This window comes from Dyadobacter ginsengisoli DSM 21015 (genome assembly GCF_059568735.1).
In genome coordinates this window covers 572,500-586,054 of record NZ_JCANTY010000003.1, presented here as the reverse complement: position 1 = coordinate 586,054, position 13,555 = coordinate 572,500, and the positions used below count along the sequence as shown (strand labels likewise).

Here is a 13,555-nt window from a genome sequence, read left to right as displayed (position 1 = left end):
TTCTTAAATTTTATCTTTGGGTAAAAACATATTGAAAAATGTCGCTAAAATTTGTTATTTTGGTGAAGCATACCAATTAGAATATAGCAGTGGAGCAACTGGTTGAATCCCTCAACATTGACCTTGAACAGGAGCGTAAGGACATCCTCAAAAAATACCGCAGGCTTTTAAGAACAGCCAAACCTTTTTTGAAGGATAATGATGCTAAACTAATCAAAAAAGCCTTTTATACTTCCGTTGATGCGCATAAAGACATGCGCAGACGGTCGGGGGAGCCATACATCTACCATCCGCTCGCAGTGGCACAAATCGTCGTTGAGGAGATCGGGCTCGGTACCACCGGTATCGTGGCTGCATTGCTGCACGATGTGGTGGAAGATACCGACATGGGGATCGACGATATAGAGCGGCTGTTTGGAAAGAAGGTTGCCAAAATCATTGACGGTTTAACCAAGATTTCGGGACGTTTCGAATATGGTTCTTCGCAGCAGGCGGAAAACTTCCGGAAAATGCTGTTGACATTGTCGGATGACGTCAGGGTGATTCTCGTCAAGTTGGCCGATCGCCTGCATAACATGCGGACGCTCGATAGCATGCCGCGGGACAAGCAGCTAAAGATTGCTTCTGAAACGATATTCATTTATGCGCCACTGGCGCACCGGCTGGGGCTTTATAGCATTAAGTCGGAGCTGGAAGAGCTTTACCTGAAATACACCGAACCTCAGGAATACCGGGCCGTTGCCAGAAAGCTTAGGGAGACGAAAAACATTCGTGACCGTTTCATATCCAAGTTTATGGAGCCCATAGCGCAGGATCTGGAGGCCGCAGGGTTGAATTTTATTCTGAAAGGCCGTCCCAAGTCGATTTATTCGATCTGGAATAAAATGCGGAAGCAGAATAAGCCATTTGAAGAAATATATGACCTGTTCGCTATCCGGATCGTACTTGAATCGCCTCCCGAAAGTGACAGGGAGAAGGCGATCTGCTGGCAGGCCTATTCCATCGTCACCGACCACTACAAGCCTAACCCGGATCGTTTAAAAGACTTTTTGAGCACGCCGCGGGCCAATGGTTACCAGTCGTTGCATTCGACCGTGATGAGCAAGAGCGGGCAGTGGGTGGAGGTGCAAATACGGACCTCGCGAATGGATGAGATTGCGGAGAAGGGTTATGCAGCTCACTGGAAATACAAAGGCAATGACACGAAAGTCAAAGGGAATATCGAGCAATGGATCACACAGGTGCGTGAGACGCTCGAGAACGGTTTTGGCGATAAAACGGCGGCCATCGAATTTCTGGATGAATTCCGTAGCAATCTTTTTAATGAAGAAGTATTTGTTTTTACACCGAAAGGCGAACTGAAAGTCCTACAAGCGGGTTCGACGGCGCTCGATTTTGCTTTTGATATTCACTCCGAAGTGGGTGCGCATTGTATGGCGGCCAAGGTGGGCGGGATTCTTGTTCCGATCAGCTATGTTCTGAATAATGGCGATCAGATCGAAATCATTACATCCAGTAAACAGAAACCTAATGAAGACTGGCTGCGGATCGTTGTAACCTCGAAAGCGAGAGCCAGGATCAAGGATTTTCTTAAAGAGGAAAACCGCCGATATGAGACGGATGGGCGGCAGATGGTGGAGAAAAAACTCAAGATCCTTGGAATGGACACTACTGCCGAGGTAGTCAATCAGTTAAGGGCATTTTTTGAGTGTAAAACGACAACAGACTTCTTTTATCGCATCGGTAAAGGTTATATCCAGCTCGACGAGCTGAAAAGGTTCAAAAGAGACCGGGATGCTAAGGAGCGGAAAGCAGTTGAGAATGGGGCGTCTAGTAATCTGGCACCCAATAGCGGAAGTGACGGAAAGTCGCTGACCAAGTTTTTGAAACATATCCATGGCGATCGTGCGGACAGCGACACGTTGCTGATCGGTGACGATATGGATAAAATTGACTATAAGCTCGCCCAGTGCTGTAATCCCATTGCGGGAGATGACGTGTTTGGCTTTGTGACGATCAACGAAGGGATCAAAATCCACAGGACTACCTGTCCGAATGCGGCTGAACTAATGTCCAAGCATGGCAACCGGATTATCAAAGCCAAATGGTCTGGCAAGGATGAGGCGTTTCTGGCCGGGCTTTATCTTTCGGGTACTGATCGCGTGGGACTTGTGAACGATGTAACGCGTATCATTTCCAATGAGCTGCACATCAACATGCGGGGGCTGACGATCGACACGAAAGACGGGGTTTTTAATGGAGATATTAAGCTTTATGTGCAGGATACCAAGCACTTGGATATACTGATCAACAAATTGGAACAGGTAGAAGGCGTTTACAATGTGCAGCGCTTCGATACAAACCTGAACGGAAAGTGAATGCAGTGAACGATTGCTGATTCAATGTGTTTATTGGATTGGTAATTAATGAGGTAGCAAGAGTATGCTTGCGAATGTGAGAATGATTTAAGTAAAAAAGCGTATTTTCGCGCAAGATTATCAGAGATATGCCACAAGCCAGCAAACCAAATTTCGAGGCCGCTAAGAAAATATTGACGGCTTACCTGGAAAATAAAGGACTTCGCAAAACACCTGAAAGGTTTGCGATACTGGAAGAGATCTATACCAGGGAAGATCACTTTGATGTAGACGAGCTTTACATCAGCATGAAGAACAAGCGTTACAGGGTGAGCCGGGCAACCGTTTACAATACACTCGATGTACTGGTCGATTGCGACCTGGTAACCAAGCATCAGTTTGGTAAAAATCTGGCACAGTTCGAGAAATCCTATGGCAATAAGCAACATGACCACCTCATCTGCACCGATTGCCATAAGGTGATGGAATTCTGCGACCCGAGAATCCAGTCGATCCAGAATATGGTAGGCGAAATGCTGAATTTCAGTGTAATGCACCATTCGCTTATTTTCTACGGAAACTGTAATAAGGAAAACTGCCAGAACCGCAATGAGACGCCGCGGGAGACTACCGCAGTTTACGAAGACAGATAATATTATCACGATCAGGCCCGGTAATGCATGCACTGCCGGGCCACTTACACCATATAAGTTTCAGTAATCCAATATTTGAATGAAAGTTGACGTACTACTTGGTCTTCAATGGGGAGACGAGGGAAAAGGAAAAATTGTGGATGTCCTGGCGCCACGTTATCAGGTTGTTGCCCGTTTTCAAGGTGGCCCTAATGCCGGACACACATTGGAGTTTGACGGTATCAAACACGTTCTGCACCAGATCCCGTCGGGGATTTTTCGGAATGATATCCAGAATATCATCGGAAATGGCGTTGTTTTGGACCCGGTTGTGTTCAAAAGAGAAATAGAAGGTCTTGCGAAATATAACCTGGATCTGATCAGCAACTTGTTCGTGTCTAAAAAGGCTTCCCTGATCCTCCCGACCCACGCGCTGCTCGATGCTGCCTACGAGCGTTCGAAAGGTGATTCCAAGATAGGTTCTACGCTGCGCGGTATCGGTCCGGCCTACCAGGATAAAGTTGCTCGCCTGGGTTTACGCGTAGGAGATGTTCTTTCTCCGCGCTTCGCCGACAAATACCAAAAACTGGTGGATGCACATAAAGTGATCCTTGATTTCTATTCGTTCGACTATTCTGAAACATTGGCTCAGGCAGAGGAAAAATTCTTCGATGCAGTCGAATTTATGAAGCAATTCACGCTGGTGAATAGCGAATATGTCGTGAACGACGCACTGACACAAGGTAAAACGGTTTTAGCGGAAGGTGCACAAGGCTCATTGCTGGACATCGATTTCGGCTCTTACCCGTTTGTGACCAGCTCTACGACCATGACTGCCGGTGCTTCCACCGGATTGGGCATTGCGCCACGTCAGATCGGCGAAGTTTTCGGTATTTTCAAAGCTTACTGTACACGTGTAGGAAGCGGACCTTTCCCTACGGAGCTCAATGACGAGATAGGCGAAAAGATCCGGCAGGAAGGGCGCGAATTTGGTGCTACCACAGGTCGCCCGCGCCGCACAGGATGGCTTGACCTGCCCGCATTGAAATATGCCATTATGATCAACGGCGTTACGCAATTGATCATGATGAAGGTGGATGTCCTTACTATTTTTGACAGTATCAAAGTTTGTACTCAATATCGCCTGGCTGATGGCACTTTGACCGACCAGCTACCATATGATCTTTGTGACGAAGGCGTAGAGCCGGTTTACAAGGAGTTCAAAGGTTGGCAAACATCACTCGACGGCGTTCGCGATTTCGACGCGATCCCGGTGGAATTAATGGCCTACGTGAAGTTTTTGGAAGAAGAACTGAATCTGCCGATCACATTCATTTCAACCGGCCCCGACCGTGAGGCGCTGATTAGCCGTGAAGCCGCCGCCGCGCAGGCTGCTGCCGCGGAAGCGTAGTGGTTAAAGTATAGTCAGGAGTGCACAATGTTGTTGTCCCCCTGGGCGGAGTCGAAGAGAAATGCATCACGCAATACCCTTCGACTCTGCTCAGGGGACAGTCGTTTTAAGACAGCAGATTCAGAACGTCATCCCGTGTCAGCGATTTGATAAATCCTTCCTCACTCGAAATCAGATCATCGGCCAGTTGCTTCTTGGACCGCTGTAATGCGAGTATCTTTTCTTCCACCGAGTTTTTGGTAATGAACTTATAGGTGAACACCGTCCGGTCCTGACCGATGCGATGTGCCCGATCGATCGCCTGTGCTTCGATAGCCGGGTTCCACCATGGATCGAGGATGAATACGTAGTCAGCCGCAGTGAGATTAAGCCCCAATCCGCCGGCTTTCAGTGATATCAGGAATATCTTAATGCTTTCGTCACTCTGAAAGGTCTGCACCTGCTCTTGCCGGTCGCGGGTAGCCCCATCCAGGTATGCATAACTGATTCCTTTCTCATCGAGATAATGCCTGAATAAGTCGAGGTGTTTAATGTATTGGCTAAAAATCAATATTTTATGATCTTCGCTCATCACGGTTTGCAGCTTGTAGAGCACGTCTTCAAACTTACCGGAATCGTGTGTGTAATCCGGGTCTACCATCACAGGGTGGTTCGCAAGCTGTCTGAGCTTGGTCAATCCCTGGAGTACCACCAGTTGTGACTTGGAAATCCCTTCCGAATCAATGCTTTGCAGGATCAGGTTGCGGTAATAGGCCTTGGCTTCTTCGTAAGCTTTCTCCTGTTCGTCGGACATGTCACAATACTGGATGCTTTCGACTTTTTCCGGCAAATCGGTTGCGACCTGGGATTTTAGTCTTCGCAGGATAAATGGCTTGATGAGGTTATACAGACGTTTCGTTTTTTCCTCATCGCCCTTTTTTTCAATCGGGATTTGAAACTCATCCCGGAAAAATACCTGGCTTCCCAGCAGCCCGGGGTTTACAAATGACATTTGCGACCAGAGATCCAGCGTGTTATTTTCAATGGGTGTGCCCGTTAGTACGAGTCTTTGAGCCGAATTCAAACGTCGCACAGCCTTCGTAATATTTGATGCCGGGTTTTTAATCGCCTGCGATTCGTCGAGGATCACGTAATTGAACCGGTAGTCTTCTATAATGTCGATATCCAGGCGAACAATGCCGTAGGATGTCAGTACCAGGTCATAGTTGTCAAACTGGGAAGTATCTTTTTCGCGATTGGTACCTGTATAGAGCAACACACGTATGTCAGGCGTGAATTTACCCGCCTCCAATTGCCAGTTATACAATAGCGAAGTGGGCATGATAAGGAGCGACGGTTTATCGACACCACCTTCTTTTTCCGACTGCAATAATGCCAGTGTTTGAACGGTCTTTCCGAGACCCATATCATCAGCCAGGCAGCCTCCGAACCGATAGTGTTTCAAAAAACGGAGCCAGTCGTACCCGGTCTTCTGATAGGGACGTAGCAGGCCCTGAAAATTGACAGGGGATTCGGCCGGTTCGATATGGTCAAAATCACGCAGACTTTCCAGCTTGTGGCTGATCACTGCGCTGGCAAGGTTCTCTTCTTTCAATTCCTGAACCAATGCCAGATGGTGCATGCGCAGGCGAAGTTGATCGTCGTCATGTCCGCTTTCGGTGAATGAGAAGAACTCGGAATATTTGGTAAACCACCATTCTGGTATAACTGCTATTTCCCCGTTGGGCAGCAGGAATTCCTTTTTACGGTTCAGGATATAGTTACGGAGCTGGATGAAAGGGATTTCAAATTCTCCGAACCTTACTTTTGCGTTGATATCGAACCAGTCGCGCCCTTCCTGGATGGAGATGTCGAGCGAGGAGTAGCCCAGAAAATACCGTTTGGTGTCACTGGTGTTTTGCCTGACCAAGATACCTTGTTCCGCAAGCGCGATCGCCTTGCCTTGCAGCCAGCCGAATGCTTCCGATTTGGGCATTTGCACTTTGCCATTACGCATGTTGAGGCCCATTTCCTTGAGCGTTCGCACATGCTGGCTTTCTACATCTATACTTCGCTTGACTTTATTGAAAAAGTAATCATTTCCCTTCTTTTCCATATGCACGCTGGACGGATGTGCGAAGCTGTCATAATGAAAAGAAAATCCGGCATACTGGAAGGAGAGGTCAAATGCGACATCGTTGTCTTCTTCTTCCAGAACTTCAACGTCCTCATTGTCCTGGAAAAGCACCGGGGATTTTCTGGGGTTAGACGAATATTCCGAAATGGTCAGGATGGTTTTGGGAACAGAGGATACGTTCCGGATTTCGAAACCACGGGCTACAACGTCATACGACGCGATGAGCGGCGCAACGAAACGGCCGTAGTATTGCTCCTCGACCTGTCCCGGAATGGCGATGAATTTCTTAGCCAGGAAGGGTTTAATCTTTTTCCCATCGACATTCCCTTCGAAATGATACAGATGGCCGTCGAGCACTAGCCATGCCGGATCTTCACCAATCAGGAACGCGTTCTTATACTGGAATTCCAGTTTTTGCATACGATGCCGGATCGTCGGGAAATAATGCGTATTGTCTTCATTCCGGATGAAATGGAACCGGATTGTGGCTTTTTCATTCTCCCACACAACCGGTTTCCATAATGGGTTACCATCATTCCCCATGATAAAAATATCTTTTCCGGCCAGCCTTTCGAGAATGCGGGATTTACAGTTTTCCAGATAACCTGCAATGGCTTCCTGAATCAACTTGTCGCCCTTTTGCGGATCATACGCTTTGAGAAAGAAATCAACTGCATTCAGTTTTTTTGCATTGAATTTTTTAAGAACCGCATCTTGCTGAATGTCGTCAATCAGCTTTACCAGTTCAAAATCCCGGGTATCTAGCCCTGATCTGAATTCTTTGATGTTTTTGGAAGAAATGTTCTGGATCTGAAAGGAAAAGTCGCCCTGGCTGTTGAGCTGGACCACAAAGGCTTCGAAGATGTACCCCAGATACTCATGGTTAAGAATTGAATAGACAATTTTAAATGGCTCTGAGGGGGAAACTTTCATTAGTCTATCGTTGGCTGAATTTCTGTTGATGCCGAAGAAGCCCCTCGATAAATCTCGGGGAGTCTTTCGATTTGGGAAACTTCAAATATAAATTAAAACAACCCGAAAAGAAAGACCCCTTTTGCCATTCCTGAAAAAATATTGTAGAATAAATTTGAACTTAGGCTGAAATGTTTTCGAAACCTAAGCTCATTTTATTTTTAGTGTTGAAAAATGGAAATGAATATCATCTAGGAAAAAAGCGGGGCGAAATTTTGTGCTTCAACCACATTTTTGGCCAACACTCCGGTTTGCGCCGACATCTTATTAAAAAGAAAGGGCCCCATACTGATCCTTTTGACATTCAGCGATTGCAATGTGTTGAAGTCGGGTAACGCGGGCACGCACATGACGTTTACGGGCAGGATCGTTTCGCGGGTAACGGTTTGGATATCTTCGGCCCGTGCAATGCAGGGCACGAAAATTCCATGTATCCCGGTGTTTTCGTAAATGTTAATGCGGCTGATCGTTTCGTCCAGTGCATTGGGCAGGCCCAGCAGGAAGGAGTCGGTCCTGACGTTGAGAAATACCTTGATATTCTCCCGTTCAAGTTCGTCGGCAATATGGGTTAGCCGCTGTTTGAACTCGTCCGCGGGTTGGAGTTGGCGCGAGGGCTTAGCCTGCGTGTCTTCCAGGTTAATCCCTGCGACGCCCGCGTCGTGGAGCATCTTGATATGCTCGATAATTCCGGCCGTCGTGTCGCTGTACCCGCCTTCGATATCGACGGTGAAAGGGATTTTGACAGTTGCAACAACCCGTTTTGCAATCCGCAGAATGGTTTCAAAGGGAAGATTTTCGCCATCGTCATAGCCGAATGCGGCGGCTAATGCATGGCTGGAAGTGCCGATGGCCTTGTAGCCCGCAGCCTCGAAAATCTGCGCGCTGTTGACGTCCCAAATGTTGCCGAGCAGGAATGGTTCTGCTTGTTGATGAAGTTGAAAGAATGTTTCGAAGTGGCTCATAATCTGAAATTTACTTTGTTTTAAATGAATTGATATGACAAAGTTATTTCAGCCGACGGACCGGTAATTGTACAAACCGGAACCCCGGTATTAATTGTTCAGCATTTGATTTACGGTCGAAAGATTATGGAGATAGGCCGAAGGAGTGAGCCCCGTAAATGACTTGAAATCGCGGATAAAATGTGATTGATCGAAATATCCGGCGTCGTAGGCGACAGACGTGAGCGGTAATTTGTTCTCGCCAATCAGTTTGAGACTCATTTGAAACCGCTGGATTTTGTCAAACGATTTGGGCGAAAGGCCTGTATGCTTGTAGACCAGCTTGTGTAAATACCGGGTGGTGATCCCGAAGGTGTCGGCTATGCGGCTGATATTGTTTTCGGCAGGATCTTGCTTAATGCTGTTTAGGATGTGGGCCACTCTGTTCAATCGCTCTTTCCGTCCGGCTGCCCGCATTAGTCTGCCGGTGAAAAAATCGTCGAGCAGGGCGATCCGCGCGGTAAGGGAATGCGTTTCCAGTAGTCTGCTGTGCAGATTCCGGGTATCCCTGCCGATCAGGTCCGTCAGGTCGGAAACCTGGTCGTTGAAAATCCCGATCTCGTCGTCGAGCAAGAAAGAGGTAGCATGTGTGAAAAACCGCACGCCCAGCATCAAATGGGCGCCCGATGACCGGATTTGCAGCGGCCGGGTGATTTGCCCCCAGAGTTCAACGGCCGGGTTCTTTTGAAAATCGCCATCCTGGAACGCCTCCCAGACACCATTGCCCAAATTGAATATCACTTCCATATCGCCGCTCGGGAACACCGTATCCTCATAGGTAATATGCTCGGAGGATTCGAAGACGTAGTAATGCCGGATGTAGGGCACCAGTATTTTGGCAGGTTCGAAATGCTGAAATTCCATGAAATTGGTATTTGTAAGGGCAGACAAATATAGTGCTATTGAACAACCGGCAATTGTATAAAACGGAACAAATCATCGTCCCGCAACATTCCAATAACTAGTAAGAATGTGACTTAACTGTTTGTGGCGAGCGCTACCGTCATTGCACGCCCAGGCGACGATCCCGTCCGGACGAATCAGGAGGGCATTTAAACCTATTGTGTCCTTCACAGTGCATGGAATGTAATTGATCCGGCCGTTGAAATCATCGGCCAAAGTTTTCAGGCCTTCATTTCCTTTGAAATCGAGCAGTATCATCCGGCCGTCGCGCATTAGCTCACCTATTTTGGTACCGTCGTCCAGCTCGAAGTTGGGGACGTTGCGGCCCGTCATGGGGTGGTCGTCACTGAGAGGGTAATGTGTGAAAACGCCCCAGACTCTCCCCGCCATATAAGTAGCGCCGTCGCGGGTGGCGATCAGGTCGCGGAAAATCGCATGCAATGCGCGTGCGTGTGGGCCCGGCTGCATAATGGCTACCTGTGCGCGCGACCAGTCGAGTACTTGTGCGCCAATGGGGTGCCGTTCGGCGTGATAGGTCTCCAGAAGGCCTTCCAAAGCAGGGTTTTGGACAGTGGTGGCGAGTTTCCAGCCGAGATTCATGGCGTCGCCGAGGCCGAGATTAAGGCCCTGGCCGCCAAGTGGTGAATGAATGTGGGCGGCATCGCCAGCCAAAAGGATCCTGCCGTTGCGGTAGCGGGTAGCCTGGCGGGCACGGTCCGTCCAGGTGGTGGCGGTACGCAGTGTGTTGATCGTCACATCTGTATTCGAAATCCGGCGCAAGACCTCCTGAATGTGTGCGCGCGTGATCGGCTTGTCGGAGTTGTGGAACGCGCCACCGTCAAAATCCTGCATGAGCACGTAGCCCGGCTGCGATTGCATGTACATGCCTGCAGATGTCACATTGCGGCCGGGATGGAGCTTTTCGGGATCGGCAATATCGAGCAGGGTCGTATATCCTGTAAATTCCGGTTCGGTACCGGCGAACTCAAAGCCGCCCATTTTGCGGACAACACTGCGGCTTCCGTCGCAGCCGACGAGCCATTGGCCTTTAAATGAATCGCTACCTGACCAGACCGTCACGCCTTCCCCGGTTTGACGAACGTCGGTGACCGGAAACCCACGCCTGATTTCCACACCTAGAGCATCTGCGCGGCGCGTGAGGACTGTTTCAAGCTCGGCTATTTCGGATATCAGATTGGTTTGAGGGGAACCGGGGAGGCGGTACCTCCATTTGGAAGTATCAATATCATCCTCGTAAAATGGAATGCCCGCGAAATGCCCCGCCTGGTGGTGTCGGGCCTGCATAGACGCGGTATGGGGATTTTTAATGCGTTTATGGATTTCCAAGTCTTCGAGCAGCCCGCGGCGGTAAAGCGCGTCGATGGTGGGCGAGGAGAGCCCGCGTATGCCGAAAGGAAGTTGTTTTAATGGTGAATGCGGATTCTCTGCCTTTTCCAGGACCAGCACGGAGCATTGGGCAAGGGCCAGTTCACAGGCGAGAAACAGGCCTACAGGCCCAGCGCCGGAAATGATAACGTCGTATAAGGAATGATTCGGTGTAGCTTTCATATCTGAATGATTGAGCTACAAAATTCCGGAATGTCGACACCTCAGGCTTGTACAAATGCGACAAAATCGTTGCTTACCGCCTGTTTCCCTTTCTTCGTTTTCCGTGCGAATGCGGCCGGACTCGTGCCGCTGTACCGTTTGAATTCCTTGCTGAGATGTGCCTGGTCCGCGTATCCCAGCTCATGCGCAAGGCCCGCGAGGTTGGAATCCGGTTCATGCCACAGCCGGTTTCGTACCTGTTCAAAACGCATCAGACCGGATATGTCTTTGACCGTAAAACCCGACGAACGTTTGAATTTTCTTTCCAGCGTACGGACCGTCGTATGGGCCGCCTCTGCGACCTGGCTCACCGGAATCGTCCCATTGGCCGCCTGTATTGCACCTCCCGCTTTGAACAGTGTGCTATCGATGGCGACCTCTGCCCGGATGTTCAGAAAACATTGCTTCACCTCAGCCAATACTTCGTCAATCCGGCCAGCGCCCATGAGGTTGTTTAATGCAGGTAGAAGTTTCGCAATAGGATGTTCGAAAACCTGTACGCCGCCGCTTCCGGACGGCAATCCGAGGAGATCGAACACAGTCCATGGAAAGCATCTGACACCTATGATTTCCAAACGGTTTTTGGTGTAAAAAAGGGCAGGCTGATTGAGCAGGCCCATGATGAACGGCGAAGGTAGAAACTGCCGGGCTCCATGGTCGTCGATCCTGGAAAGCGTTCCGAAGTGGAAGATAATCTCGGCATAGCCATCCGGCACAACCTGGAAGTTCGATTCCTGGTCTCCGAATTCGCGTTGATCATACCAAAAGCATTTAATGGTATCCCGAAGCGCCTCGGGCGGTTCAAATTCCTGGTGCATGATGCAAGATAGTGGATTTGAAGGGGTGTCGGGCAATATGTCTACCTGCTGCGGTAACAAAAAAGCAGTCACAAACCTAGGTTCATAACTGCTTGAAATTCAGTACCGGGGACGGGAATCGAACCCGTACGGGCGTTTCGGCCCACAGGATTTTAAGTCCTGCGATTTTTGGTTTCATATGGTGCTATATGGTCTTATTGTTATTGATAATCAGATGTTTATTGAAATTTGAAATTTTGTAAAACCAAGTAAAACCGGTATTTGTTGTACCTATGTTGTACCAATTTACGGTAGAATATCCGTATCTTAGGTGCTCTAAACCAGCCGATAAGAAATTTCCATGGACTCAACAATAAAGGCAGTTTTGCGTAAAAAGAAGCGAGAGGACGAAACTTACCCACTTGCACTGCGCGTCACAACTGGACGGACATCGACCTATATCTACTTGAAGCAGTACTTGAAAGAGGGCGATTGGGACGCGAGTGCAGGGAAGGTTAAAAAGTCTCATCCGAACTCTGTGTGGCTAAATAACTTGATCCTCGCAAGATTGGCAGAGGTTAATGATCAAATCCTTCAGCTGGCAACGCAAAAGAAAGATACAACCGCAGCTACCGTCAGAAAGGCGATAAAAAGGGAGGCGGGTACTGGGTTCTTCGCCCAAGCGCAACTTTACATTGAACAATTGGAAAAGAATGGCAAGTTTAATCGGAGATCGGCTGACGAGCCACGTATCAATCGGTTCAAGGAATTTTTGAAGCAGAAGGAGATTGGTTTTGCCGATATCAATCCAGGGCTCCTGCGACAGTTCCAGGCTTATCTCAGAAGTAAGCGTAAGGTGACAGAGAGAACCGTCGTCAATCACCTTGTAGTGATTAGGACGATTTTCAATCAAGCAATCTCCGCAGAAATTGCGGACTCGAAGCACTACCCGTTCGGGAAAGGGAAGATTGCGATCAAATTTCCTGATAGCGCGAAGATTGGATTAACAGCGGAGGAGGTGAAGTTATTGGAAGATGCTGACCTGGCAGCTGGCCAGCATCACGCTCGAAACCTTTGGTTAATATCATTCTACTTTGCGGGAATGAGGGTTTCGGATGTTTTGCGATTGAAGTGGTCGGATTTTCAGAATGATAGACTGTATTACTCGATGGGCAAAAATCTCAAAGCTGGATCGTTGAAAGTGCCTGAAAAGGTGGCGAAGATTTTAGAGCAGTATTCTAAGGCTACCACCCACAATCTTGTATTTCCGGATTTGAGCAGACTGGCCGGCCTTGATAATTCCAATGCCGTGCAGAGCTACATCAAGACTAGGGTTAAAAGTTGTAACGACTATTTGAAGCAGGTTGCCGAGGCTCTCGGGTTCTCCAAACCGCTGACGATGCATATTGCGAGGCATACATTCGCTCAAATTTCTTCTGACAAGATACCGGTAAATATCCTCCAACGACTGTATCGCCACTCTGATATCAAAACCACAATGGGATATCAGAGCAACTTTATCAATAAAGTCACGGATGAGGCACTTGATGCGGTGATCAACATTTAGGTGCGTGAATGCCAGCCACTGTAAGCCGTGATAGAGTGGGAGCTGGCTGGCCCGGGACTAAGGAAATCCGAAGCTTGCCCCAAATGTTGCCCGACTATTTAGTTCAATACAGTTAATCTTCGAAGTGCCCGTAATATTAAGTTCCAAATTAGCAGCTGAGAAAGTTGTGGGCCCGGGCAGATTTGGAACTG

9 protein-coding genes and 1 tRNA gene are annotated in these 13,555 nt (G+C 48.5%); 4 read left to right on the top strand and 6 right to left on the bottom strand.

Annotated elements, in window-relative coordinates:
• Nucleotides 1-89: 89 nt before the first annotated feature.
• The 3 genes from BP71_RS13135 to BP71_RS13125 all read left to right on the top strand — a co-directional run bounded on the left by BP71_RS13135 (nt 90) and on the right by BP71_RS13125 (nt 4,400).
• Entirely contained in the window at nt 90-2,378 is a 2,289-nt protein-coding gene (locus BP71_RS13135; RefSeq protein WP_496379854.1) for a RelA/SpoT family protein, read from the top strand.
• A 128-nt stretch (nt 2,379-2,506) separates the two neighbouring features.
• Nucleotides 2,507-3,010, top strand: coding sequence for a Fur family transcriptional regulator (locus BP71_RS13130; RefSeq protein WP_496379852.1), 504 nt, complete (start codon nt 2,507-2,509; stop codon nt 3,008-3,010).
• Nucleotides 3,011-3,089: 79 nt separating this feature from the next.
• Nucleotides 3,090-4,400 carry an adenylosuccinate synthase gene (locus tag BP71_RS13125; protein WP_496379850.1) on the top strand — a complete coding sequence of 437 codons (1,311 nt, stop codon included), beginning with the start codon at nt 3,090-3,092 and terminating at the stop codon, nt 4,398-4,400.
• Nucleotides 4,401-4,506: 106 nt separating this feature from the next.
• Here the strand turns inward: BP71_RS13125 and BP71_RS13120 are convergent, their stop codons facing one another.
• The 6 genes from BP71_RS13120 to BP71_RS13095 form a co-directional block, all read right to left on the bottom strand.
• Nucleotides 4,507-7,449 (bottom strand): DEAD/DEAH box helicase, encoded by a 2,943-nt coding sequence (locus BP71_RS13120; RefSeq protein ID WP_496379848.1) that lies wholly within the window; start codon nt 7,447-7,449, stop codon nt 4,507-4,509.
• A 230-nt stretch (nt 7,450-7,679) separates the two neighbouring features.
• Nucleotides 7,680-8,450: an isocitrate lyase/PEP mutase family protein gene (locus BP71_RS13115; RefSeq protein ID WP_496379846.1), complete on the bottom strand. Its 771-nt coding sequence runs from the start codon at nt 8,448-8,450 to the stop codon at nt 7,680-7,682.
• Between the two features lie 90 nt (nt 8,451-8,540).
• Nucleotides 8,541-9,353 carry a helix-turn-helix domain-containing protein gene (locus BP71_RS13110; protein ID WP_496379844.1) on the bottom strand — a complete coding sequence of 271 codons (813 nt, stop codon included), beginning with the start codon at nt 9,351-9,353 and terminating at the stop codon, nt 8,541-8,543.
• A gap of 72 nt (nt 9,354-9,425) precedes the next feature.
• Nucleotides 9,426-10,961: an FAD-dependent monooxygenase gene (locus tag BP71_RS13105; protein ID WP_496379842.1), complete on the bottom strand. Its 1,536-nt coding sequence runs from the start codon at nt 10,959-10,961 to the stop codon at nt 9,426-9,428.
• A 41-nt stretch (nt 10,962-11,002) separates the two neighbouring features.
• On the bottom strand, nt 11,003-11,818 hold the full coding sequence (locus tag BP71_RS13100) for an AraC family transcriptional regulator (RefSeq protein WP_496379841.1): 816 nt from the start codon (nt 11,816-11,818) through the stop codon (nt 11,003-11,005).
• A gap of 103 nt (nt 11,819-11,921) precedes the next feature.
• Nucleotides 11,922-12,001: transfer RNA gene (locus BP71_RS13095), tRNA-Leu, on the bottom strand.
• 157 nt (nt 12,002-12,158) lie between these two features.
• Here BP71_RS13095 and BP71_RS13090 point away from each other — a divergent pair.
• On the top strand, nt 12,159-13,364 hold the full coding sequence (locus tag BP71_RS13090; protein ID WP_496379839.1) for a phage integrase SAM-like domain-containing protein: 1,206 nt from the start codon (nt 12,159-12,161) through the stop codon (nt 13,362-13,364).
• Nucleotides 13,365-13,555: the final 191 nt, after the last annotated feature.

Excerpts from the sequence above, each read along its gene's own strand:
- BP71_RS13130 (WP_496379852.1), top strand. The coding sequence starts at position 2,507 with ATGCCACAAGCCAGCAAACCAAATTTCGAGGCCGCTAAGAAAATATTG.
- BP71_RS13125 (WP_496379850.1), top strand. The coding sequence starts at position 3,090 with ATGAAAGTTGACGTACTACTTGGTCTTCAATGGGGAGACGAGGGAAAA.
- BP71_RS13120 (WP_496379848.1), bottom strand. The coding sequence starts at position 7,449 with ATGAAAGTTTCCCCCTCAGAGCCATTTAAAATTGTCTATTCAATTCTT.
- BP71_RS13115 (WP_496379846.1), bottom strand. The coding sequence starts at position 8,450 with ATGAGCCACTTCGAAACATTCTTTCAACTTCATCAACAAGCAGAACCA.
- BP71_RS13110 (WP_496379844.1), bottom strand. The coding sequence starts at position 9,353 with ATGGAATTTCAGCATTTCGAACCTGCCAAAATACTGGTGCCCTACATC.
- BP71_RS13105 (WP_496379842.1), bottom strand. The coding sequence starts at position 10,961 with ATGAAAGCTACACCGAATCATTCCTTATACGACGTTATCATTTCCGGC.
- BP71_RS13100 (WP_496379841.1), bottom strand. The coding sequence starts at position 11,818 with ATGCACCAGGAATTTGAACCGCCCGAGGCGCTTCGGGATACCATTAAA.
- BP71_RS13090 (WP_496379839.1), top strand. The coding sequence starts at position 12,159 with ATGGACTCAACAATAAAGGCAGTTTTGCGTAAAAAGAAGCGAGAGGAC.